Source organism: Parasulfitobacter algicola (assembly GCF_013315265.1).
In the GTDB taxonomy this organism is placed as follows: Bacteria; Pseudomonadota; Alphaproteobacteria; order Rhodobacterales; family Rhodobacteraceae; genus Parasulfitobacter; species Parasulfitobacter algicola.
Genome location: NZ_JABUFE010000006.1, coordinates 20,675 through 44,588 on the forward strand (window position 1 = coordinate 20,675; position 23,914 = coordinate 44,588).

Consider the following 23,914-nt stretch of genomic DNA (forward strand, 5'->3'; position numbering starts at 1 on the left):
GATTATTGGCGCAAGCGCACGATTGTGAATGGACTTGCATCAATCCGTGTAACAAAACATGAACTGATCAGATAAACGAAACTTTAAACAGAGGCCAGAGATGCTTATTTCGCAGCCCCGACCTTCATCAATTTTTGCAATCATCGCATTGCTTTTTGTTGTTTTAACTGGAATTCCCGCCGCATCGCAGAATTTGCAGGCACGTCAGGCACTGGCGGAAGCCGCTGCCAGTGACCGCGGTATTGCCGAATTTTATAAATCGCGGAATTATGAACCAATTTGGACCGGATCGTCGTCAAAAGACCGGCAACGCAGACAGTCTTTTCTGAAAGCGTTAAAGACCGCAGATGATCACGGTTTGCCTGCAGAAAGTTACAAGGCTGACACAATCCTGTCTAATTTGCGTGGCGCTAAAACAGTCCGCGAACGTGCACAGATCGAAGTGCAGCTTAGCAAGATGTTTCTTGACTATGCACGTGACATTCAAACCGGTGTATTAGTCCCATCGCGTGTGGACAGCGGCATCGTTCGCAAGATACCCTATCGCGATCGTACTGCGACGCTGACAGCTTTTTCGAAAAGCTCAGCAAATGGTTTTATCAAATCACTTCCCCCTCGAAACCCCGAATACACACGCCTTATGAAGGAAAAGATGCGTCTTGAACGCCTTTTGGCACGCGGCGGGTGGGGCCCCGAAGTTCGTGCGCGGGAATTGAAACCCGGTGCAACGGGTGCTCAGGTTGTGGCATTGCGTGATCGGTTGCGGGCCATGGGGTATATCCGTCGGTCGTCAACACAGACGTACGACGACAACATTCGCAAGGCTGTCGCATTGTTCCAACGTGACCATGGTCTGCGCACTGATGGTGTTGCCGGCAAGGGCACGATGTCTGAAATCAACAAGCCGGTTGAAGCACGCTTGCAATCGGTCATTGTCGCGATGGAAAGGGAACGCTGGATGAACATGGATCGTGGTAAACGCCATGTCATGGTCAACCTGACAGATTTTACTGCCAAAATCATCGATAATAACAAGGTCACATTTTCGACCCGGTCTGTCATCGGCAAAAATGTTGATGATCAACGCAGCCCTGAATTTTCCGATACGATGGAATTCATGGTGATTAACCCAAGCTGGTATGTGCCGCGATCCATCGCAACCAAGGAATATCTGCCGCTACTGCGTCGAAATCCAAACGCTGTGCGTCATTTGGAAATTCGCGATACACGTGGTCGCCGGGTCAATCGCGCGACAGCGGACTTCGCAAATTATACGGAAAACAACTTTCCTTATACCATGCGCGAACCCCCAAGTCAGGGTAACGCGCTTGGTCTGGTCAAGTTCATGTTCCCAAACCAGTACAACATCTATCTTCATGATACGCCTGCGAAAAACCTATTTAATCGGGAAACCCGTGCCTATAGTCATGGTTGTATTAGGCTGCGCGATCCCTTTGATTTTGCATATGCGCTGTTGGCAAAGCAAACCAACGATCCCGAAGGTTTCTTCAAAGCGCAATTGCGCACAGGCAAGGAAGTGCAGGTTGATCTGAAGCAACCAGTCCCAGTTCACATCATGTACCGTACGGCTTTTACGCAAGCCAAAGGTCCTATCAACTTTCGTCGCGACGTTTATGGTCGCGATGCGCGTATCTGGCGCGCCCTTGAACGCGAAGGGGTAGCATTGCGCGCCGTTCGGGGGTAAGCCACACCCCGAGATATTCAGGGGAAAACACATGGCACATACTGTCAAACAGATTGCAGCGGCGCTTGGGGCGGAAGCCTTTGGCGCCGTTGATCTTTTGATCGAAGGTGCTGCAGAACCCGCGATGGCAGGTCCCACACAGATCGCATTGGCGATGGATCCAAAATATGGCGAAGGCCTTGCAAAAGGACATGCGCGCGCAGCGATTCTTTGGGCCGGGGCCGATTGGCAGGAACTGGGGCTTGATGCCGCGATCTTTGTGCCACGCCCACGTTATGCAATGTCGGGATTAACCACATTGTTGGATGCGGGGCCAGACATAGCCACAGGTATTCATCCCTCTGCTATTATTGATCCGTCTGCACATATTGGCGCAAACGCAGCAATTGGCCCACTGGTTGTGATCGGTCGCGATGTGACAATCGGCGACAACGCCCGCATTGCCGCACACACAGTTATTTCCGAGGCGACAGTGATTGGTGATGACGCCATGATCCTGCAAGGTGTGAAAATCGGTGCACGGGTTCAGATCGGCGACCGGTTTATCGCGCAACCGGGCGCTGTGATCGGATCAGACGGGTTTTCTTTTGTTACACCGGAAAAATCCGGTGTTGAAAACGTACGTGAAACCTTGGGCGATCAAAAGGATGCTAAGGCGCAAAGCTGGACGCGCATTCATTCCCTTGGCACCGTTGAAATTGCGAATGACGTGGAAATCGGCGCGAATACAGCCATTGACCGAGGTACGATCCGTGCGACGAAAATCGGGCGTGGTACCAAGCTGGATAACCTTGTTCATATCGGTCACAACATTCAGATCGGCGAAGATTGCCTGATCTGCGGACAGGTGGGCATGGCGGGATCATCGACCATCGGCAACCGCGTGGTAATGGCCGGGCAGTGCGGTGTGAACGACAATATTTTTGTTGGGGATGACGTTATCGCAGGCGGGGCGACCAAGATTTTCACCAATGCGCCTGCCGGGCGCGTGCTGCTTGGGTACCCGGCTATGAAGATGGAAACTCATGTAGAAGCCTATAAAGGTCTGCGCAGGCTATCGCGTCTTTTCCGTGATGTCGCGGACTTAAAGAAAGCGGTTTCAAAGCCTGAACAGAATGACTAAATCTTTGGCAGATGGATGGGGAAAGTAAGATGAGCGTCAAAGATCGCGTCATGAAAATCATCGCTGAGCAAGCCGTTCTGGATGTCGAGGACGTCAAAATGGACAGCACGCTTGAAGATTTGGGCATCGACAGTCTGGGGCTGGTCGAAAGCATTTTTTCCATCGAGGAAGAATTTGATATCCAGGTGCCATTTAATGCGAATGAACCCGGCGAAAGCGAATTCGATATTTCGTCTGTGGCATCGATCGTCAAGGCTGTTGAAACCCTTGTCTCTGAACAGGCATGACCCAAAACCGCGTTGTCATCACCGGCGTAGGAACCATCAATGCACTTGGTCACAATGCAGCCACCACGCTTGAGGCGATGCGCGAAGGCCGTTGTGGGATTGGCCCGCTGGATATTCGCGATGTCGACAGGCTAGGCGTCAAGATCGGCGGGCAGGTGCGTGACTATGATGAAACCACGCATTTTAACCGCCAACAGATCGTGCTTTACGACCGCTTCACACAGTTTACGTTGCTTGCGGCGAAAGAAGCAACTGACCAGTCCGGCATCAATTTCAGTGGTGAGTTATCTGATACAACCGGCGTCGTTCTTGGCACAGCTGCGGGGGGCGTGAACACCTGGGATGACAATTACAGATCCGTCTATGAAGATGGTAAAAACCGCGTGCATCCCTTTGTTATTCCTAAGTTAATGAACAATGCGGCTGCCAGTCACGTGTCGATGGAATATAACCTGCGTGGCCCCACGTTCACCGTTGCTACGGCCTGTGCATCGTCCAATCACGCGATGGGGCAAGCTTTTCACATGATCCGCAGCGGTATGGCCAAGGCGATGATCACGGGTGGATCGGAATCAATGCTGTGTTTTGGCGGTGTGAAGGCCTGGGAAGGACTGCGTGTGATGTCCAAAGACGCATGCCGCCCCTTTTCCGCCAACCGCAACGGCATGGTTCAGGGCGAAGGAGCAGCTGTTTTCGTTTTTGAAAACTATGATCATGCCAAAGCCCGCGGTGCTGATATTCTGGCCGAAGTTGTGGGCTTTGCGATGACATCGGATGCATCGGACATTGTGATGCCGTCAAAACAGGGGGCAGGGCGTGCAATAAGTGGCGCGTTAAGGGATGCAGGGTTAAACCGCGAAGACATTGGCTATATCAACGCCCATGGCACTGGAACTGCTGCTAACGACAAAACCGAATGCGCTGCTGTGGCGGATGTTTTTGGAAAACATGCCGATAAACTGATGATATCATCCACAAAATCCATGCATGGTCATCTGATTGGTGGAACTGGTGCCGTTGAACTTTTGGCCTGCGTCATGGCTTTGCGCGACGGGATTATCGCGCCCACAATCGGTTACGAAGAGCCCGACCCAGAATGCGCACTGGATGTTGTCCCGAACGAGGCGCGCGAAGTCAAAGTATCGGCCGTTCTGTCAAATGCCTTTGCCTTTGGCGGCCTGAACGCCGTTCTTGCCCTGCGCAAAGTTTGACTAAATTAAAACTGGTGATACACCCTTTCAGAATTGCTTGTTAAACAGGATCACCGTTTCATGAACCGCGAACAAACCAACCGTATTCGATATGTGCTGGAAGAAATTCTTCCACCTGCTTTGCGGGACACAAAGATGTATCTGTTTTTGGCTAAACGGGTTTGGGGTGAACACATTACGCGGCTTGCCGAGTTTCGTCAAAACGCCCCGTTTCTGACACCCGAAGAATACGAAACCCTCTATCGCGACCATCCACGGGTTCATGATGAAACAGACAATTCGCAAGGCTGCATCGATAAAATCACCCAGGATATTGTCGGGGACACCGTATGTGATGTCGGCTGTGGAACAGGTGCGCTGTTGTTGCGCGTCGCAGAAAAACGCAATGATATCAAAGAAATGACAGGCGTTGATTTCGTGATCGAAGACGCCAAGGCTCTGGATCGCGTGAACTATGTCGCCGCCCGAATCGAAGATTTACCGTTTGAGGATAACGCGTTCGATACCGTGATTTGCACCCACGTCATCGAACATATCTTGGAATACCGCGTGGCATTGGCTGAACTACGGCGAATTGCGAAAAAGCGCCTGATCATCGTTGTTCCCCGCGAACGCGAGGCACTTTATACCTTTAATCCGCACTTCAACTTCTTTCCTTATAAGCACGCACTTTTGCGTGCGCTGCATCCCATTCCCGAAAATTACGAATGCATCGATATCGGGCGGGATATCTATTACCGTGAAGATTACTAATAAAAAAACGCCGCTCAAATTCAACTGGGCGGCGTTTTTTATTCTGTTATCGAAAAACTATTCGGGAATTGTCGCAGGTTGTGGATCTTCTTCATTTGCCTGATCCAGCGCGTCAAAGGCGGCTGTGAACCCGTTAAGGGAGACAGTCAAAACCACATTCTGATCCGGCGCAAGGGCAGGAACAATTCTGATCCGCGCTTGCCCGCCCCGTTTGAAGTTATTCACGTAATTCTCATCTACGCCGAACTGCGCCAGACAACCAATTTCAGCGCATTGTCTGAAAGGATATCGGCGTGCGGTCCCACTGTCGATGGTCAGCGTAACTTGTTCGGTCAACAGCGTATCAAGGGGCGCTAGAAAGTTAACGGCGGCACGGGCAGGGCGCTGGTCTTCGGCTAATGGCAGAATGTTCAGCTCGGCCACGGGATTATCTTCGCTGTCCATCAATAGCTGGTGCATTTCGCAACCATCCCGACCATCAGGCAGACGCGTGCACCGAATTTTCCAATCGCTGAATTCTTCGCGAATAAATCGTTGACCGGGGCGAATTTCATTTGTGACATCTTCGCCCATCTCAAGCTGTGGGGCCTCAGTCGGTGCGGCTTCTTCTTGGGCTGGCGGCTCGGCCTCATTCGTGGTGTCTTGGGCAAAAACCGGTGCTGCGAGCCCAACTAAAGTCACGGCGCAAAACGTTTTTAAAATATCGGACATTGGTGATCCTGCTTGTTTTGATCTTTGACATCGTCGTTAACACGTCGATCTTACGGTGTCAGTCCCGTATGCCGTCAAACACAGCATAAAACCGCCGTGATTCATGGAAAAAAGGGTCCCCCCAAAGGAACCCTTTTTCAGACTAAAGTCTCTCCCCGTCGGACTGGCCGACTTCTTATTGAGGGTACGCTATGAAGTTTCATGATCTACGTCAATAACGATCTGTTCACGTTTTTGCATCGGAACAATTTTCTTTAAAACGTTAACGTATTGGGGTTCAAGTTATGATCAATGCATATTTTTTGACGCTGATTGATTACTGAATGTGCATCATGACTGGTGCAAAAAACCGAAGCCCCCTATGGTGACCTTGGGGAATGTGGGTAACGAGAAAGGGCAGACATGGTTAATGATATTTTTATCGGTGGGGGTGGCGAAGGGTATACCGAACCGCAGGCACTGAAACTTAGCTATGCAAACCGTCATGGCCTTATCGCCGGGGCAACGGGAACTGGCAAAACGGTCACGCTTCAGATTTTGGCGGAAAGCTTTTCCAACGCCGGCGTCCCTGTTTTTCTATCTGACGTGAAGGGCGATTTGTCTGGCCTTGCCAAGGCAGGTAGTGCTGATTTCAAGCTGCATGATGCCTTTACCAGTCGCGCGGAAAAAATTAGTTTTACCGATTACAACTATCAGGATTTCCCCGTCACATTTTGGGATCTGTTTGGCCAATCGGGTCATCCGGTCCGCACGACTGTCGCCGAAATGGGTCCGCTTCTGATATCACGTCTGCTTGAGCTATCCGAGGCGCAGGAAGGGGTTTTGAACATCGCGTTCCGTGTGGCTGATGAAGAAGGCATGCCGCTTTTGGATCTAAAAGATTTACAGGCGTTGTTGGTTTGGGTTGGTGAAAACGGCGGCGATCTTGGTTTACGTTATGGTAATGTATCCAAAGCGTCGATCGGGGCCATCCAGCGCCGGCTTCTGGTGCTGGAAAATCAAGGCGGGGCCAAGTTGTTTGGTGAACCTGCATTAGAACTGGCTGACATCATGATGACCAATGATCAGGGCAGGGGGCGGATTAACATTCTGGCCTCGGATCAGTTGATGGGTGCCCCGCGGCTTTATGCGACCTTCCTGTTGTGGCTGCTATCTGAACTGTTCGAAGAATTGCCCGAAGTAGGCGACCCCGATAAGCCCAAACTGGTGTTTTTCTTTGACGAAGCGCATTTGCTGTTCGAAGACGCCCCCAAAGCACTGGTTGATAAAGTCGAACAGGTCGCGCGGCTGATCCGGTCCAAGGGCGTTGGTGTCTATTTCATCACACAAAATCCGGCTGACGTGCCCGAAGATATTTTGGGCCAGCTTGGTAATCGGATCCAGCATGCCTTGCGCGCTTTTACTGCAAAAGACAAAAAGCAATTGCGCGCAGCCTCAGAAACCTATCGCGAAAATCCACGTTTCGACACCGAACAGGCGATCCGCGAGGTTGGCGTTGGCGAAGCTGTGACATCGATGTTGCAAAAAAAAGGCGTGCCCGGCTTAGTCGAACGTACGCTGATCCGCCCGCCATCTTCACAGCTTGGGCCGATTTCCGATCTTGAACGCAAGGGCGTGATTGCGATGTCGCCCATCGCAGGCAAATACGAGGCGCTGATAGATCGTGCCTCAGCCTTTGAGATGTTGAAAAAACGCGCCGAGGTCGCCGCGAAAGAAGCCGAAGCCGCCGAAGCCAAGGAAGAAGAACTGGCTGTGGCCGAACGCGAATATCGCGCCGCGCGCCGCTACTCCGGGACCAAAGTCAGCCGGTCCACATCGCGCCGGACACGTAAAACCGAAAGCTTCGGGGCCGCAATGACGGGCATGGTCATCAAAGAACTCAAAGGCACCACAGGTCGCCGTATCGTTCGCGGTATTCTGGGTGGGTTATTCAAGGGGCGTTGATGAACGACCTGTTTCTACTGGGCACCAAGGGCGGCCCGGCCGTACGTACAGGTGGTTCGATGCCGACATCGTCGTTGTTGCGCATCGCGGATCAGGTCATAGTGATTGACTGCGGCATTGGCGTGACCCGCGCAATTGTCAACGCAGGTGTGACCCTGATGGATGTCGATGCGATTTTTATCACGCATCTGCACAGCGATCATATATTGGAACTTGGGCCGTTGTTGCACACGGCCTGGACCACCGGATTGAAGCGCAAAATCCAGGTCTTCGGCCCGGTTGGGACCAATGATTATCTTGATCATTTCTTGCAATCCATGACGTTTGATAATGATATTCGCGTTCGCGACGAAGGGCGCATTCCCTTGGATACGCTGATCGAAGTGTCAATCTTTACGCAAGGGTCACTGCCAGATATTGGCGGGATAAACGTTGATGCATTGCGCGTTGACCATCCGCCGGTTACGGACTGCTTTGCACTGCGGTTTGAAGCGGATGATATACGCGTCGTCTTCTCGGCTGACACCGCCTATTTTCCGTCCCTTGCTGAATTTGCCCGAAACGCTGATGTTTTGGTTCATGAAGCAATGTTATTGGAGGCTGTTGATGCTTTGGTGGCGCGCACCGGAAATGCGGATCGTCTGAAACAGCACTTGTTGGCAAGTCATACCGCTGCCGCTGATGTTGCCCGCATCGCCCGTGATGCAAATGTCAAACATCTGTGCCTGAACCACCTGATCCCCGCCGATGACCCGCAATATAGCCCCGCAGATTTCATTGCGCAGATCAAGACCGTCTGGAATGGTGAAGTGACAGTCGGATACGATGGATGCAGGATTGATCTGGCGCCTGACTAAGGCCATCCCATCGCTTGAAAATCGATCTGATCAAATGGCACCGGCTCATATAAAATAGCATCAAGGGGCATGCGGTGTTCTGTCAGACATTGAGTGGATTTCCGGCTGATCTGCTGGCCTTGCTCAAATGTCCGCCCATGATTATTTGTCCCAATGCAATTTGCATAACTCATTTCACTACATCGTTTTTCGACAATACGAACAGCGCGAACAATATCGCATTCGGCGGTTTCAATCGCATCTTCGCGCGAGCTTGACAGCTTATCATAGGTTAACTCTGGATTGGAAAGTTGTTTGTGAATTAGATTAATTTGCGCCAGATATTCCAAAGTGGTGTCAAGGTTATGACCCGAATAATACAGTCGGTTTTGCGTGAAAATCTGTTTAGACTTCACATCATGAAAATCCGTTCTGACTGTTGCAAGCTGCCCGCCTAAGATCCACATATCACTGTCAAAGCGGCCATAAACCATAGCGTCATACCACATACGTCTTAACTGCTTCAGTTGACCATCTGTCAAAATAGTTTCGCTAACACTGATACCTGTATAATGATCCAAGTGCCTGAATTCGAGTTCGTGAAGAATGGCAATTTCAAGCCATTCATAATTCAGCGGATCATCTTTTAAGATTTGATCTGCATAGTCCTTAAGGTTCAGGTATGATTGAACAATGACCTGCGGATCCCTGTCGATACGTGCATACCTCATACCATTTCCAGCGTAATATTCGTGGTCATGTATTCCGTAATTTTCATCAAAATGCAGCTTCTGCAATCGCCGCAAATTTTCAAAGCTTCTGTCTGTCGCAAGGCTGAAAACATATCGCCAGTATTCCAGTTCTGGCGCATCCGCATACTTTTCAAGCACTGTCTTTATTTGCGCTATTTCTCTTTTAGAGGCATTTATGGTGAAATAGTAGATACCATATTTCGCAAAGAACAGGCTAACTTTGCAAATTTCGGCGTTATAGCCACTGACTTCCACAGCATAGATATTACACAAACGTTCCTGTTTACGGCGTGACCCACCCCATTCCGGCGCCATCACACTGACCGCTTTTGCGACGGAACGGCTGTTCGGAATTGAGTCCAAAACAACGTCAAGCACTGGCTCGGGGTTGCGACGCTGTTGCCCAATCTGCTGCATCAGAAAAACGGCATCGCTAGCAGGAATGAACGTTGGAAGCTGTTCATAAGCTGTCAAAGTATGCTCGTTGGCTTTGTTCATATTGAATTGAAAGGCGCGCATTGCTTCGGGCGATGTTTCAGATACAATTCTTTCGCCCCGATACAACCAACCCGACTTTACATACATCCAGGCCGCCGCAGAATGCGCATAAGCAGATGTCGGATAAGCGTTCGTCCATTCCTGAATAGCAGCGCGCCTTTGGGGGTGGGTTGTTTGGAAAAGTGTCCCATAGATTTTCCACAAGTCGATGCTGTTGCCTGTTTTCAACGCATTTTCGTGACGTTCACCGATAGATCGTTCAAGGGCCGCAAAATCCTTGGCATCGATCATACGGCGAAATTCATTCAGATCGACCTTGGCATAGGCCGGAAGACAAAAGGCTAAAAATGTACAAAGAAAATACTTCATAAATTGTTTGTTCCTCGACGGTTCCACAGGGGATAAGTTATCTGTCGCTGATTAAACCGAAAGATGAAATTGGCAGCACGTTATGTACAAAAAGCACATAGCAATTGACCCAAATTCCATTAAAGCGGGCGTATCTGAAGTTGTGTCAGTCGGTTTGCATCACGTGCGACGACCTCGAACCGGAAGCCATGAAAGCTGAACACCTGACCAACGGTGGGGATCATCTGTGCCTCATGAATGACAAGGCCAGCCACTGTATTCGCCTCGTCATCGGGCAAGTTCCAGTCGGTTGCACGGTTCAGATCGCGGATCGTCATCGATCCATCAATCACGAAATGACCATCGGATGATTTCAGAACAGGTTGTTCGGCATCCGGGTCAAATTCATCAGTGATTTCACCAACGATTTCTTCCAGAATATCCTCTAGTGTAATCAGACCTTGCAGCGCACCGTATTCATCCACAACCAGCGCAAAGTGTGTGCTACGACGCAAAAACTCACGCATTTGATCATCAAGCGTTGTAGTTTCAGGCACAAAATACGGTGTCATGGCGACATCTGTAACTGCAAATGATTCCAAAGCGTTGTGAGACGCATCCGGACCGCGGATCAACTTGTCAATCGCGCGCAACAGATCTTTTGCATGGATAACGCCGATGATGTTTTCGGGATCATCACGATAAATGGGAAGACGTGTATGATTGCTTTCCAAACATTGCGACAGGATTTTTTCAGGGTTGTCATTGGCATTGATCATCTCAATGCCTGAACGATGCAACATGATTTCTTCGACCGTACGATCACTTAGATCAAGTGCGCCTAAAATTCGATCGCGGTCTTCTTTTTCAACGACACCTTCAGAGTGCCCCAACTGCAAAGCACCTGCAATTTCTTCACGCACAGCCAGAATGTGACTGTCGGGGTCTGTCTTTACCCCAAAAAGCGCCAGGATAGAACCGACCAAAACGCGCACAGCCGATACGACCGGGGCGAAAACCATGATGACAATTGATATCGCCGGGGACACCTTTGATGCCGCTGTTTCAGCGTTAGTGATGGCATAGGTTTTAGGTAAAACCTCTGCAAAAACAAGCACTAGCAGCGTCATGACCAATGTCGCAATGGCCACACCGCTTTCGCCGAAAACCCGGGTAAACAGCGCCGTGGCAAGCGAAGCCGCAAGAATATTCACCAGATTATTACCCAGCAACACTGACCCGATCAGACGTTCGTTGTCTTCGGTTATTTTTAGCGCGCGTTCGGCCCCTCTGGAGCCCTTGTCTGCCTGCGCGCGCAATTTCCCCCGTGAGGCAGCGGTCAGGGCTGTTTCTGATCCAGAAAAGAAGCCCGATAAGATCAACAGAACTAAAATCCCGCCGGTGGTGATCCAGAAAGCCGTATCGAAAACAGTAGGGGTCATGGTGTCACTTTTTCAAACTCTAAGGTCTTATGGGCTGAGCGATGCGATGGATCAAGCTGTTATCGTTTCTTGGACAGCGGATGATGATCCAACACCAGTTCTTTTAAGCGCTCATCCAAAACATGGGTATATATTTCTGTCGTTGCCACATCTGCGTGCCCTAAAAGTGTTTGAATCGACCGTAAATCAGCACCATTTGCCAAAAGATGTGTCGCAAAGGCATGACGCAAAGTATGAGGCGTGACCAGATCAGGCATGACGCCAGCTGCAGCGGCAAGATCCTTGATCAGAACATAAAACCTGATCCTGGTCAGATGACCTGATTTGCCGCTTGATGGAAATAAGAACGGTGAAACATGCAAACCCTTTGCACGTGCCAGATCCTGTTTTTTGTCCCATGTCTTGATCCATTCAGCCAACGCGGTTCGTGCTGATGATGATAGTGGCACCATACGTTCCTTGCCGCCTTTTCCGCGGATCAGGATCAATCTTGGATCACCGCGCACCGCCGATATGGGCAATGATACCAGTTCAGTTACGCGCATACCGGTAGCATAAAGCAATTCAAGCAGGCATGTGTTGCGCAGTTGGTCATGTTTATTGCGTCCAAAGGTCTTGGCTGCCTGCAACAAGCGGTCAACATCCTGTTCGCTAAGGGTTTTAGGTAAACGCTTGTCGCGTCCCGGCCCCTTGATCTGAAGTGCTGGATTGTCTTCGCGCAGACCTTCTTCGAACGTAAAACGGTAAAGTTGTTTGATTGATGATAACCGGCGCGCACGTGTGGTTTTGGCAAGGCCTTGCGCGGTGCAATGGATCAGATACCCTTCGACATGGTCGCGGGTGGCCGTTGCAAAAGTGACTTTATTCTGCGCTAACCACTCAGAAAAATCTTTCAGATCACGTATATAGGCCAGTTGCGTGTTATGCGATGCGTCCAGTTCTGCGGCCTGGGCTTGGACAAAGGCTTCGATCCAGTTCAGGTTTGTCATTATCCGCGCTCAAGCAGCAGCAGTTGCAGAGCGGCTTGCCGCGCCGTGTCTTCAAGACCAACAGATCGCAGCACCTTTAACCCTTGTGTGACCTGTGCCATATCGCCGCCGGCGCCTTTATCAAGCAAGGCAATAGCGCGCAAAATAGCTTCGCCGATACGCTTTTCGCGCAACATCGGAACGAATTTTTCAGGTAGGCTGTTATCTGTAAACGCATCCTTTACCGCAGCAGCAGTTGTGTTATGGGCCGTAGCTGTCTGCAGTTCGCCCCGCGCAAGGGCTTTTAGAAAACGCGTTTCTGCATCGTTGTCTTCCATCTGATTTGCAGCGGCTTCGTAGCTGTCTGACAATAACGCAATACGCAAGACAAGTGATTTTGTTGGTTTGTCAACTTTAAGACCCATCAGTTGGTCGGTGAACAAATTAGCAAAGGCAACTTCCAGATCAGCCTGTTGCATAGCAGCCCAAGCCGTTGAAAGGGTGCTTTGAACCGCCTTGGCGTTTCGATCTGTCAAAGCTTTGTCCAGATTTTGAATTGCGCGTGCGCGGTCCCATATTCCGCCGGATGCTGACGGCCTGCGGTCAGAATAAATGCCTAACAGTTGATTTTCGGGAATTGCACCGACCCGGGCCAGCCGTTCGGCGGCCTCAAGCTGTGCTTTCCAGCCGGTATTTGATCGCAAGTCAGACGCTACAAAGGCCAAAGGCAAACGTGTCGTCGGAAGCGGTTCTCCGATTGCCTCGCGAATGCGGAATTCCAGTGGTGTAATCCGGGATGGTGGCGGTGTAGCGATGATATGATCGGTTTCTTCGTGTTCCAGAAAACGCACCATCAGATCTTCTTCGGCCTGATCTATCTGCCCAAGCGCCACGCCCGTTTCCAATGTCAAAGCCGCGGCTGACCAATCCCCGTTGCGGGCCAAACAGAAAATACGCGTTGAAAAGCTGGGGGTTAGACCGGGTTTATCGCGCAATGCCTCGCACGCGGCATCTTCGGTTCCGCTTAAAAGAGCCAGATCAAACCATCTGCGAAACAGATCCGGTTGTTTTGTATCGGCCCGTTCCAGCAGTGCCTTGGCCGCATCAATCGCGCCCACGTCTAGCAAGGCATCAATCCGTGCCAGCAATAGCTTGGGTTCAAAATCAGCATCCATTGGCGGATTAACTTCGGCCAATAGCAGCATGTTCATCAGATCCTGCAAGGCAGGCAATCGCGGGGCAGGGGTCAGCAAAATCAATTGCGACAGTGTATCGCCATCACTGCTGCCCCATAGTTCAGGGGGCAGACCGGTCACGGATGTGGGTAAAAGGCCAACAGCATCAGGGGTTTGAACATCTAGTGGCATGACACTGACATTTTCGATCCCGGCCCCTGCGGATACAGGGGGTTCGGCGCCGCCAAGAGGTGGTTCAACCGAAATCGCAAGACTGTCCGACAACCAGTCAATCGCAGACAAAGGTGCCTCTGCCAGCGCTGTTGATCCGAATAGTGCCGTAAAAACTGTTAATCTAATCAACATCCAATGTTACCGGTTTTGTCACTTCGACCTGATCAGGGCTGAAATCAGCACCCAGATACGGCCCAAGATAAGCATAGCCTACCAATGCCAGAAAACCCAGCACTGCAAGATATCCAATGTATTTAAAAATACGCCCCATTTTATTTGTCCTTCGCCTTTGCCTGCCCTGCGCGATATCTCTTCGGATATCTATGCATTTGATTTTATATATGGTCTTTTCGGCAAGTTCACGCCATTGAATGAGCAATGCAAGCAGTAAGCGGCCATGCGCCGACATTAAAGTGGGGGCTGTGTGGCCGGAAGATTGAAGAAAACGGTTGTTTTGGTTGGTATGATGGGGGCTGGAAAAACGGCAGTGGGGCGTGCATTGGCGACCCGGCTTGATGTTCCGTTCAAAGACAGTGATGCAGAACTTGTGACCGCCGCAAACATGACAATCGCCGAAATTTTCGACCGCGATGGTGAAGAGTTTTTTCGTCAAAAAGAAACGCAAGTGATCGAACGGCTCATGAACGATGCGCCCTGTGTTTTATCTACGGGTGGTGGCGCATTTTTGAAATCTGAAAATCGCGACATTATTTCAGCCAAGGGTGTTTCCATTTGGTTGAATGCCGATTTGGATTTGTTGTGGCAGCGTGTGCGGCACAAAGATACGCGCCCCTTGCTACGCACAGCGGACCCATATGCAACGTTGTCTGATCTTTATGATCAACGTGTGCCCATTTACGAAAAAGCCGATTTGGCTGTCCCTGCCGACCCGGAATTCGAAATTGATGATATGGCCCAAGCTATTGAAATAGTTTTAGAAAAACGCCCCGATGTGTTGGAGATGTATGATGATTGAGACGGTTCACGTTCCCTTGGGCGATCGCGCCTATGATATTCAGATCGGCCAAGATGTCGTGGCGCGCGCGCCAGAATGGATTACGCCTCTATTGACACAATCCCGCGTCGCTATCGTAACAGACGAAACTGTCGCAGATCAGTATCTGGCAAGGCTGTGCGCCGTCTTTAATGATGCTGGTATCCAAACCGTATCGCTTGCCCTACCCGCAGGCGAGGCGACCAAAAGCTGGCCACAATTTTCACGCACAGTCGAATGGCTGTTGGATCAAAAGGTTGAACGAAACGATATCGTCATCGCTTTTGGGGGCGGTGTGATTGGCGATCTGGTTGGATTTGCGGCCGCTGTTTTGCGCCGTGGTGTGCGTTTTGTGCAAATGCCGACAACGCTTTTGGCGCAAGTCGACAGTTCGGTCGGGGGTAAAACCGGGATCAACGCGCCGCATGGCAAAAACCTGATCGGGGCCTTTCACCAACCGTCTTTGGTATTAGCCGATGTCGGCATTTTAGACACATTGCCAAAGCGCGCCTTTCTGGCGGGCTATGGGGAAGTCGTGAAATACGGGCTTTTAGGGGATGCGGCATTCTTTGAATGGCTGGAAGAAAACGCCCCCGCAATGGCCGAGGGTGACATCAATTTGCGCATCGCGGCGGTCAAACGGTCTTGCCAGATGAAAGCAGATATCGTCGTTCGCGATGAAACCGAATTGAGGGACCGCGCGCTTTTGAATCTGGGGCACACATTTTGCCATGCGCTTGAAGCCGCGACAGGATATTCAGATCGTTTGCTGCACGGCGAAGGGGTTGCTGTGGGGTGCGCGTTGGCTTTTGATCTGTCGGCGCGCATGGGGCTTTGCAGTCAAGAAGACCCAAGTCGCGTCCGGGCCCACTTGCGCGCACTTGGGATGAAGATTGATCTGCGTGATATTGAAGGGGAGTTGCCGTCGACGGATGATCTTATCGATTTGATGTCGCAGGATAAAAAGGTTCTTGATGGACAGCTAAGGTTTGTTCTGGCCCGTGGCATCGGCAAAGCCTTTGTAACGCCAAATGTCGACACTGATCTTGTAAAAGCGGTCTTGAATGACGCGCGTTAGACGGGCTTGTGGTGCGCCAAACAAGCCCGTCGCCGACTGCTTCACATCCTAAAATGGAATTTCGTCATCAATATCGTTATTTGCCGGGGGTTGGTTGCCATAATCACCCTGTGATGACCCACCGCCATAACTTGATCCACGGGACTGATCACTGACCTGTCCACCGCCGCCGCCGTCACGGCCATCCAGCATTGTCAGCTCTGATTTATAAGGCCGCAGCACAACTTCGGTCGAATACTTATCTTGACCGTTTTGATCCTGCCATTTGCGGGTTTCCAACTGGCCTTCGATATAAACCTTGGATCCTTTTTTCAAATATTGCTCAGCGACACGTGCAAGAGGTTCGGAAAAAATAGCAACGCGGTGCCATTCTGTCCGCTCGCGGCGTTCGCCGGTGTTGCGGTCTTTCCAGTTTTCAGATGTCGCGATGCTTAGATTGCAGACTTTCCCACCATTCTGAAAGGTGCGCACTTCGGGATCTTGTCCCAAATTGCCCACCAGGATTACTTTATTTACTGAACCTGCCATCGTAACCTCCTGCCGAATCTCATAATTCTGTGACTGTATCGTAAATATGCTCTTAAGCCGCAATATACGACTGGTCATGCAGGTAAAAATGCATATATTGCAGCCAATCAAAAGACGAGGATTATTATGCGTCAATTGTTTGCTGTTTTTATTTGTATCAATTTGATCAGTGCCGGGGTCGCGATATCCGAGGAATTTACATTATCCTCTAAATCACGTGCGGGTCTTTTCAAATCGCAAACCGATGTTCTGGACCGCCGGGCCACCAAGCAGTATGCCAATTCGGTCAGATTGCAGCCGCCGCGCGTGACGATCCCCACAGGGTTGGGCGCGTCACCCAGATATATTGGCCGGTATCGTGGTCCTTATCTGGATATGGCCCGGGCAGCCGCGCGCAAACATGGCGTGCCCGAAGATCTTTTTCTGCGGCTTGTTCAACAGGAAAGCGCGTGGAAACCCAATGCAAGGTCTCACAAAGGGGCCATTGGATTGGCGCAATTGATGCCCCAAACAGCGCGTGAATTACGCGTCGATCCCAAAGATCCTGCCCAAAATCTTGATGGCGGCGCGCGGTATCTTCGGATGCAATATAACGAATTTAAATCATGGCGCTTGGCGTTGGCTGCCTATAACGCCGGACCCGGGGCTGTTAAAAAGCATGGTGGCGTCCCCCCATTTCGTGAAACCCGCAATTACGTCAAGGTGATTTACGGACAATAAGCTACTGTAAAATAAAAATAATAATTGCCACCCAAAACCCGCACCCGATGATAGCAGTAGGAAATATCCACCAACCACTTCGGAACCGTTTTTGTTTTGGTCGCTTTTTACCCATGACCGACAGGTGGCCAATAGCAGCGCGTTCTGCAAGGGCAAGAATACCCTAATCAGACTGAAATTCGATCACAGGTTCCATTTCATCCAGTTGCTCTTTCGACAGATGGCATTTCATCTGATGATTGTCGGCCAATATTTGCATGGGCGGCATTTCAGTTTCACATAAATCACCCGCGACCTGCGATTTCCAGCGACACCTTGTCTGGAACGGACATCCGGAGGGTGGATTCACGGCGGATGGTACGTCACCCTCAAGCACGATACGCTTTTTCTTGATCCGCGTATCGGCAATTGGAACGGCAGACAAAAGCGCCTCGGTATAGGGATGATAAGGCGGGGCAAAGACCTGTTGTGTGGTACCAAGTTCGACCACATGCCCTAGATACATCACCATAACTCTGTCAGACAGATATCGCACAATGCTTAGATCATGCGAGATGAACAGCAAGGTCGTGCGATGTTCGCGTTGAATATCCATCAACAGATCGGTGACTGCGGCCTGCACCGATACATCAAGCGCAGACACAGGTTCGTCCGCGACAACGATACGCGCGTCGCCTGCAAAGGCGCGGGCAATGCCGACGCGCTGTTTTTGCCCACCGGATAACTGGCGGGGCATGCGGTTGGCAAAAGCACGGGGCAGTTTGACCAGATCCAACAGGTTCAACATACGTTCACGACGTTCGGCAACAGACTTGCCAACACCAAAGATTTCAAGCGCCCGTATCAACTGCCGGCCCACTGTCATGGAGGGATTCAGGGTATCAAAGGGGTTTTGGAAAACCATCTGTACATCTGCGATCGTTTTCGTATCACGATTTTCGATTGCAATGTCATGAATGGGTTTATCATCCAGTAAAATCTGACCTTCGGTCGCCGTTTCAAGTCCCATCAGGACTTTGGCAAAGGTCGATTTCCCGCAACCGGATTCGCCCACAATCGCCAGGGTTTCGCTTTCTCGTGCTTCAAACGTCAGGGTTTCGTTGGCCTTAACAACACGCGCCTGTCCGCCGCCAAACATGCCTTTGCCGCTGATTTCATAGTATTTTTTCAGTTGATCCATTTTCAGGATCACATCGCCAACCTCTGCTTTACCTTTTTCGTCGCCTATCACCGGGGATTCATTCCAGTCAATTTCCTGAAATTTCAAACAACGCGTTGCGTGACGATCATCGCCGGGCACGGTCTGCATAGGGATTTCCTGCGCGTTACAGCGACCTTCCTCGTAATAATCGCAACGCGGTCCGAAATTACATCCGGGTGGGCGTTCGTGGGGCAGGGGAAAGTTGCCCGGAATGGCCACCAAAGGGCGCGCCGTTTTATCAGCGCCGGGCAGGGGGATCGACCGGAACAGCGCCTGCGTATAGGGGTGCTGCATCTTGTCGAATACATCCGCGATGGATCCGGTTTCAACCGCTTCGCCTGAATACATCACGCAAAGTCTGTCACAGGTTTCCAACACCAGCCCCAGATTATGGCTGATAAACAGCATGGATGTGCCGTATTTCTTGCCGAGCCCTTTGACCAGTTCAACGATTCCAGCTTCAACCGTGACATCCAGCGCTGTGGTGGGTTCATCCAAAATCAACAGCGACGGTTTGGACATCAACGCCATCGCAATCACGATGCGCTGCTGTTGCCCGCCAGACAGCTGGTGTGGGAAGCTTTTCATGATGCGTTCAGGGTCAGGCAGGCCCACATCGCTGACCACTTCAAGGGCAAGTTGCCACGCCTCTTTACGCGACTTGCCTTCGTGGATCATTGGTACTTCGATCAGCTGTTTGCCGACTTTCATGGCAGGGTTCAGGCTGGCCATTGGTTCCTGATAGATCATCGCGATTTCAGATCCGCGCAGATCACGCAATTCTTCCTGGCTCATCTCATTCAGATCGCGGCCTTTGAACTTGATCGTTCCATTGACGATTTTACCGTTCACACCCAGATCTTGCATCACACCCAAAGCAACGGTGGATTTACCGCAACCGGATTCGCCGACCAGCCCCATCGCTTCGCCTGGTTGAACTGTGCAGGAAAAGTCCATAACGGCCGGAATTTCACGTAGCCGGGTAAAGAAGGAAATCGACAGATTTTCGATTTCAAGAATGGGGCCTTCGTAATCCCATTTGGTCATCAGTCTCTCCTTACCCTAAAAAGTTGGATGGTACGCGACAAATGCCTGTGAGGGCATGATAAGCGGGTTATATTCATTAGTCTTTCAGGCTTTCTTCACGCAAACCATCCGCCAGCAGGTTCAATCCCAACACAAGTGTCAAAAGCGCAATGGCGGGTACCAGTGCGGGATGTGGGAAAAAGGATATCCGGTCACTGCCCGCCCCAATGGTTGACCCCCAATCGGGACTTTCGGGTGATAGACCCAAGCCAAAGAAGCCAAGTGTACCAAGCAAGATCGTCGTATAGCCGATCCGAAGACAAAAATCGACGATCAGCGGCCCACGTACATTGGGCAAGATTTCCCACAGCATGATATACCACGGTCCTTCGCCACGGGTCTGCGCCGCCGCCACATAGTCACGTGTTTTGATATCTAGCGCCAACCCGCGCACAATTCTGAAAACCGTGGGCGCATTCACAAATACGACTGACACAAAAACAACCAGCAGATTTGCAGGGAATTCGATTACGCCAAACGGGTCCGCGTTCCAGGCAGTTCCAAGATAGATCCATCCGCCAAAAATCACAGTGATACCCAACAGGATATTTCGTTTAACGGGCTGCGTGTAAAAGCGCGAGTTGAACAATATAACCAAAAAGACAATCGGAAATATAAACAAGACACCCGCCATGACGCGCGGCAGGCTGGATTGGATAATCTCGGGCGTGACCAACAGGTAAAACAGCAAAATTACCGGAAAGGCCAGGATCAGGTTGGCTAGAAACGTCAGCAATGTATCTAACCAGCCGCTATAATATCCCGCAGGAAGACCAAGCGTGATACCAACCATAAACGCAAAAAGCGTAGCGCAAGGTGCAATCAGGATTACCGTCCAACTGCCTGCAATCATGCGCGAAAACACATCGCGCCCAAGCAAGTCACCCCCCAAAAGATAGTGCGTATAAACCCCGTCACCCGGATTTGGCAAAGCAACACCAGGTGGATCATTTCGCAATGATGATATCTGGCCCAACGGATCATGGGTCATGATCATGCCAAATGCGCCAAAGACGCCCGAGAACACCCAGAACATCACCAGTGCAAAGCCGATCATGCCGATCCAGCTGTCAAAAAGCTTACCATAAAGGCCCAATTGCCGTTTCAGCACGATCGACACTGTAAATGTGGCGGCCAGGGCAATCCACACGGGCGTGAACTGTGCGGCCATTCGCGTGATGATTTCCAGCCAGCTAAGCGCTTCCATACGTCCAGTCCCTTTACGAAATACGGATGCGTGGGTTCAACACGACATAGCCAATATCTGAGATAAGCTGCGTGACCAGCACGATGAATACGGCAACCACCGACATGGCCAACAGCAGCTCGATATCATTATTCGAAGCCGCAGCGACCAGAGTGAATCCGAAGCCGTTGTAATTAAAGATACTTTCCACAATCACAACGCCGGTCAGAAGCCATGGTATCTGCAACATAATCACCGTAAACGGCGCAATCAGTGCATTTCTAAGGGCATGTTTGATCACGATATTGCGGAAACTGACGCCCTTTAGTCGCGCGGTGCGGATGTATTGTGATGTCATCACCTCGGCCATCGATGCGCGGGTCATACGTGCAATATAACCCATCCCGTAAATCGCCATTGTCATAACCGGCAGGGTAAAGTTCGCAAATGTTGGCCCACTGTCATAAGCTGATCGGGCAGATGCCAAGAACAAGGTCCGATCTATTACCCCCCATTCCCTTAAGATTGGTGAAATTCCAGTAATAGATGATGCAAAGAGTGCGATAAAGATAACGCCAGACACATATTCAGGTGTCGCCGTTGCGGCGATTGAGGCTGTCGATAAGGCCCTGTCTGTGCGTGATCCTTCGCGCATGCCAGCAAAAATGCCGATGATCAGCGCAGATGGGATCATGATGATCATGACCCAGAACATCAAAACGCCAGTGGCGCCCAGCCTTTTGGTCAAAACACTTGCAACATCATCCCGCGATGATCTGGAATATCCCCATTCTCCCTGCAGAACACCGCAATATCTGGGGGCATCTTCGGCAGATTGCGTGCGATTGATACAATACCCCGTCACGCTGCCATCCGATTGGATTTTTGTCCAACCCGGTACGACGCCAAGCCATTGACCATATCTGATTGGCATCGGCTCAAGAAAGCCGCGTTCCCCAAGCCAGGTTGTGACCTGTTCATCAGTGATCCGCGATCCGGCTTCGGTTCGGGCAATCTTTTCCAGATTTGGACGCAGGTTGGTCAGTGCAAAGACGATCATCGTCATGCAAAGCGCAGTCAGTATCATGACGCCGATGCGGCGCAGGACGAACAGTATCATCGCAATCCCTGTGTCTTCTGTATGTCCCAAGGCCCGCGGGTCTGGTCAAAATGGATGTAAAACATATTCAATTCAGCAAACATATCCTAAACGAAGGGCCAGAAGATCATCCTCTGGCCCTTACGGTACAATTTATGCTTTCAAGGCCAGCTTTGTGGGTTCAATGAAATAGCTGGGGTGCATATCGGCCCCCAGAACCTTGTCGGTATAGTGGCGATAGATTGACCGCCAGTAAGGTTGAAGTGTCACACCTTCGTCCAACATGATTTGCTGCAACTCGGCCATAACTTCGCGGCGCGCATCCACATCGGCAATTGCCATGGCTTCGGACAATTTGCTGTCAAACGTCTCATTGCTGAAGCCACTTTCGTTCCATGCCTCGCCAGACCGGTAAGCCAGCGCCAGAACCTGAATACCAAGTGGGCGACCTGACCAGTCCGTCGAACTGAATGGGTATTTCGTCCAGTCATTCCAGAACGTATTGCCGGGCAGTATGGTGCGTTTAACATTGATCCCGGCATCGCGCAGCTGTGCTGCAACTGCGTCGGTCGTGTTCTTGCGCCAGTCATCATCGATCGAGATCAGCTCATGTTCGTAATCGGCCATGCCTGCCTCTTCCATCAGTGCCTTGGCACCGGCAGGATCATATTCGACCTTTGGAATTTCGGCATACTCAGGATGGAGTGGGGCAACGTGATGGTTTTCCGCAATTGTTCCAAGACCGGCTACACCCAGTTCAAGACAGATGCTGTTATCTACGGCCATCTGAAGTGCCCGTCTAACACGCGCGTCACCATATGGGGTTATACCGTCAACTTCGGCATTGTGGTTGGGCCGAATAACGATCGTGTTTGCGGTTGGTACTTCGGACTGGTTCCAGCCAATCGCGTTCATGATATCGACAAAATCAGTCACTGTTTCATACAGCATATCCACTTCACCGGACTCAGCCGCCGCCACCCAGGATGAGGCATCAGTGCCGTAGTCGATGTATTCGATACGATCCAGCGTGGCGCCTTCGCCCCAATATTCGTGATCTTCGTTTTTAACCAACACGCCCTTGATGCCAACTTCGAACTCACCGGGCAGATAGGCACCGGTTCCGATTGGATTATCCATCGGGTTACCGTTGTCATAAGACGGATGCACAACAGCTGCAGGGTAATCGGACAGGCCTGGAATGATTGTGACGTCAGGCTGTGGCAACGTCAGCTTCAGCGTATGGGTGTCGATCACCTCAATCGCGCCTTCGATCATCTTGCCTGTGTCGGGATCAACCAGCGTGTTCATACGCGCGGCCATCGAATTGCCTTCGACCGACTTGTCACACCAGCGTTCAAAATTCACCAACACATCCTGTGCCGTGAAGTCATCGCCATTGTTCCACTTCACGCCTTGGCGCACATTCAGCATATACTCTGTCGCGTCGTCGCTGGCTTCCCAACTTTCCAGCAATGCGGGTTCAAAAGCACCGTCGCGCGTGTAATTGACCAGATATTCCAGCCAGCCGCGGCTGATGTTTGAAATTTGCGGCCAGTCATAGGTGCGCGGATCTTTCAGCGGGCGCACATCCATCTGAATGCGCAGCGTGCCGCCTTGTTGTGCATGACCTGCGGCTTTCGCGGGTGTTGCAAGGCCAAGCATGCCATAAGCCGACGTTGCGGTCAGACCCAAAGCTGTTGCACGCGAAAAGAACTCGCGGCGGCTTAGTTTGCCAGCCTTTGCTTCCTCTGCGTACATTTTAACGGCCGGATGGACCGGCTTACCGGTTAGGGTGGAATGCGTCATCGTGTTCTCCCTGTGAGACAATGATTTTTATTTTTTGTGAAGTCAGGCCATTGGAGGTCGCAAAGTCTTTTTAGCATTGTGTTTCGCGTCACGCCCAAAGGTTCCTTTCATTATCGCTATATTCGGCACAACTTTATGTCGCGCGTCAACGCTTGCTTTTGCTATTTTTGTGTCAAAAGCGACGTTTGCCTATAACAAAAACGACCTGAGCGCTAAACGCAACCGA

At 51.0% G+C, this 23,914-nt stretch carries 21 protein-coding genes; 10 read left to right on the forward strand and 11 right to left on the reverse strand.

Features of this window, described 5'->3' with window-relative positions; all coding sequences use genetic code 11:
* The first annotated feature begins 100 nt into the window (after nucleotides 1-100).
* From HRQ87_RS11090 to HRQ87_RS11110, 5 genes are read left to right on the forward strand one after another with little or no spacing between them, the layout of a single operon-like run.
* Nucleotides 101-1,705: a L,D-transpeptidase family protein gene (locus HRQ87_RS11090; protein ID WP_174138296.1), complete on the forward strand. Its 1,605-nt coding sequence runs from the start codon at nucleotides 101-103 to the stop codon at nucleotides 1,703-1,705.
* A gap of 31 nt (nucleotides 1,706-1,736) precedes the next feature.
* Nucleotides 1,737-2,828, forward strand: a complete 1,092-nt coding sequence (gene lpxD, locus HRQ87_RS11095) for a UDP-3-O-(3-hydroxymyristoyl)glucosamine N-acyltransferase (RefSeq protein WP_174138298.1) — start codon at nucleotides 1,737-1,739, stop codon at nucleotides 2,826-2,828.
* Between the two features lie 29 nt (nucleotides 2,829-2,857).
* Entirely contained in the window at nucleotides 2,858-3,115 is a 258-nt protein-coding gene (locus HRQ87_RS11100) for an acyl carrier protein (RefSeq protein ID WP_174138300.1), read from the forward strand.
* Nucleotides 3,112-4,326 carry a beta-ketoacyl-[acyl-carrier-protein] synthase family protein gene (locus HRQ87_RS11105; protein ID WP_174138302.1) on the forward strand — a complete coding sequence of 405 codons (1,215 nt, stop codon included), beginning with the start codon at nucleotides 3,112-3,114 and terminating at the stop codon, nucleotides 4,324-4,326. Before HRQ87_RS11100 ends, HRQ87_RS11105 begins: the two co-directional genes overlap by 4 nt.
* A 60-nt stretch (nucleotides 4,327-4,386) precedes the next feature.
* Nucleotides 4,387-5,079 carry a class I SAM-dependent methyltransferase gene (locus HRQ87_RS11110; RefSeq protein ID WP_174138304.1) on the forward strand — a complete coding sequence of 231 codons (693 nt, stop codon included), beginning with the start codon at nucleotides 4,387-4,389 and terminating at the stop codon, nucleotides 5,077-5,079.
* A 57-nt stretch (nucleotides 5,080-5,136) separates the two neighbouring features.
* Here the strand turns inward: HRQ87_RS11110 and HRQ87_RS11115 are convergent, their stop codons facing one another.
* A complete protein-coding gene (locus HRQ87_RS11115) occupies nucleotides 5,137-5,790 on the reverse strand; it encodes an invasion associated locus B family protein (protein ID WP_174138306.1) in 654 nt (217 codons plus the stop codon).
* 402 nt (nucleotides 5,791-6,192) lie between these two features.
* Here HRQ87_RS11115 and HRQ87_RS11120 point away from each other — a divergent pair, with 402 nt between their 5' ends.
* Both HRQ87_RS11120 and HRQ87_RS11125 read left to right on the forward strand, forming a co-directional pair.
* Nucleotides 6,193-7,734, forward strand: a complete 1,542-nt coding sequence (locus HRQ87_RS11120) for a helicase HerA-like domain-containing protein (RefSeq protein WP_174138308.1) — start codon at nucleotides 6,193-6,195, stop codon at nucleotides 7,732-7,734.
* A complete protein-coding gene (locus HRQ87_RS11125) occupies nucleotides 7,734-8,591 on the forward strand; it encodes an MBL fold metallo-hydrolase (protein WP_174138311.1) in 858 nt (285 codons plus the stop codon). Before HRQ87_RS11120 ends, HRQ87_RS11125 begins: the two co-directional genes overlap by 1 nt.
* Here HRQ87_RS11125 and HRQ87_RS11130 read toward each other — a convergent pair.
* The 5 genes from HRQ87_RS11130 to HRQ87_RS11150 all read right to left on the reverse strand — a co-directional run bounded on the left by HRQ87_RS11130 (nucleotide 8,588) and on the right by HRQ87_RS11150 (nucleotide 14,258).
* Entirely contained in the window at nucleotides 8,588-10,189 is a 1,602-nt protein-coding gene (locus HRQ87_RS11130; protein ID WP_174138313.1) for a DUF4034 domain-containing protein, read from the reverse strand. The genes HRQ87_RS11125 and HRQ87_RS11130 overlap by 4 nt on opposite strands.
* A gap of 119 nt (nucleotides 10,190-10,308) precedes the next feature.
* Nucleotides 10,309-11,610 carry an HlyC/CorC family transporter gene (locus HRQ87_RS11135; protein ID WP_174138315.1) on the reverse strand — a complete coding sequence of 434 codons (1,302 nt, stop codon included), beginning with the start codon at nucleotides 11,608-11,610 and terminating at the stop codon, nucleotides 10,309-10,311.
* A gap of 59 nt (nucleotides 11,611-11,669) precedes the next feature.
* A complete protein-coding gene (locus HRQ87_RS11140; protein WP_174138317.1) occupies nucleotides 11,670-12,599 on the reverse strand; it encodes a site-specific tyrosine recombinase XerD in 930 nt (309 codons plus the stop codon).
* Complete coding sequence (locus HRQ87_RS11145) at nucleotides 12,599-14,119, reverse strand: tetratricopeptide repeat protein (protein WP_174138319.1); 1,521 nt, start codon at nucleotides 14,117-14,119, stop codon at nucleotides 12,599-12,601. The genes HRQ87_RS11140 and HRQ87_RS11145 overlap by 1 nt, the downstream gene beginning before the upstream one ends.
* On the reverse strand, nucleotides 14,109-14,258 hold the full coding sequence (locus HRQ87_RS11150; protein WP_174138321.1) for a hypothetical protein: 150 nt from the start codon (nucleotides 14,256-14,258) through the stop codon (nucleotides 14,109-14,111). The genes HRQ87_RS11145 and HRQ87_RS11150 overlap by 11 nt, the downstream gene beginning before the upstream one ends.
* A 153-nt stretch (nucleotides 14,259-14,411) precedes the next feature.
* Here HRQ87_RS11150 and HRQ87_RS11155 point away from each other — a divergent pair, with 153 nt between their 5' ends.
* Both HRQ87_RS11155 and aroB read left to right on the forward strand, forming a co-directional pair.
* Nucleotides 14,412-14,963, forward strand: a complete 552-nt coding sequence (locus HRQ87_RS11155; RefSeq protein ID WP_174138323.1) for a shikimate kinase — start codon at nucleotides 14,412-14,414, stop codon at nucleotides 14,961-14,963.
* Complete coding sequence (aroB, locus tag HRQ87_RS11160; protein WP_174138325.1) at nucleotides 14,956-16,059, forward strand: 3-dehydroquinate synthase; 1,104 nt, start codon at nucleotides 14,956-14,958, stop codon at nucleotides 16,057-16,059. Before HRQ87_RS11155 ends, aroB begins: the two co-directional genes overlap by 8 nt.
* A gap of 48 nt (nucleotides 16,060-16,107) precedes the next feature.
* On the opposite strand, the gene ssb is transcribed toward aroB, so the two are convergent.
* Nucleotides 16,108-16,587 carry a single-stranded DNA-binding protein gene (gene ssb, locus HRQ87_RS11165; RefSeq protein WP_174138327.1) on the reverse strand — a complete coding sequence of 160 codons (480 nt, stop codon included), beginning with the start codon at nucleotides 16,585-16,587 and terminating at the stop codon, nucleotides 16,108-16,110.
* Nucleotides 16,588-16,713: 126 nt separating this feature from the next.
* Here ssb and HRQ87_RS11170 point away from each other — a divergent pair, with 126 nt between their 5' ends.
* Nucleotides 16,714-17,307: a lytic transglycosylase domain-containing protein gene (locus HRQ87_RS11170; RefSeq protein WP_174138329.1), complete on the forward strand. Its 594-nt coding sequence runs from the start codon at nucleotides 16,714-16,716 to the stop codon at nucleotides 17,305-17,307.
* Between the two features lie 163 nt (nucleotides 17,308-17,470).
* Here the strand turns inward: HRQ87_RS11170 and HRQ87_RS11175 are convergent, their stop codons facing one another.
* From HRQ87_RS11175 to HRQ87_RS11190, 4 genes are all read right to left on the reverse strand, one after another.
* Nucleotides 17,471-19,555 carry a dipeptide ABC transporter ATP-binding protein gene (locus HRQ87_RS11175; protein ID WP_174138330.1) on the reverse strand — a complete coding sequence of 695 codons (2,085 nt, stop codon included), beginning with the start codon at nucleotides 19,553-19,555 and terminating at the stop codon, nucleotides 17,471-17,473.
* Between the two features lie 76 nt (nucleotides 19,556-19,631).
* The gene (locus tag HRQ87_RS11180) at nucleotides 19,632-20,801 is read right to left on the reverse strand and encodes an ABC transporter permease (RefSeq protein ID WP_174138333.1); all 1,170 of its coding nucleotides are present in this window, start codon (nucleotides 20,799-20,801) and stop codon (nucleotides 19,632-19,634) included.
* A gap of 13 nt (nucleotides 20,802-20,814) precedes the next feature.
* A complete protein-coding gene (locus tag HRQ87_RS11185; protein WP_174138335.1) occupies nucleotides 20,815-21,900 on the reverse strand; it encodes an ABC transporter permease in 1,086 nt (361 codons plus the stop codon).
* Between the two features lie 132 nt (nucleotides 21,901-22,032).
* Nucleotides 22,033-23,688 (reverse strand): ABC transporter substrate-binding protein, encoded by a 1,656-nt coding sequence (locus tag HRQ87_RS11190; RefSeq protein ID WP_174138337.1) that lies wholly within the window; start codon nucleotides 23,686-23,688, stop codon nucleotides 22,033-22,035.
* Nucleotides 23,689-23,914 lie beyond the last annotated feature (226 nt).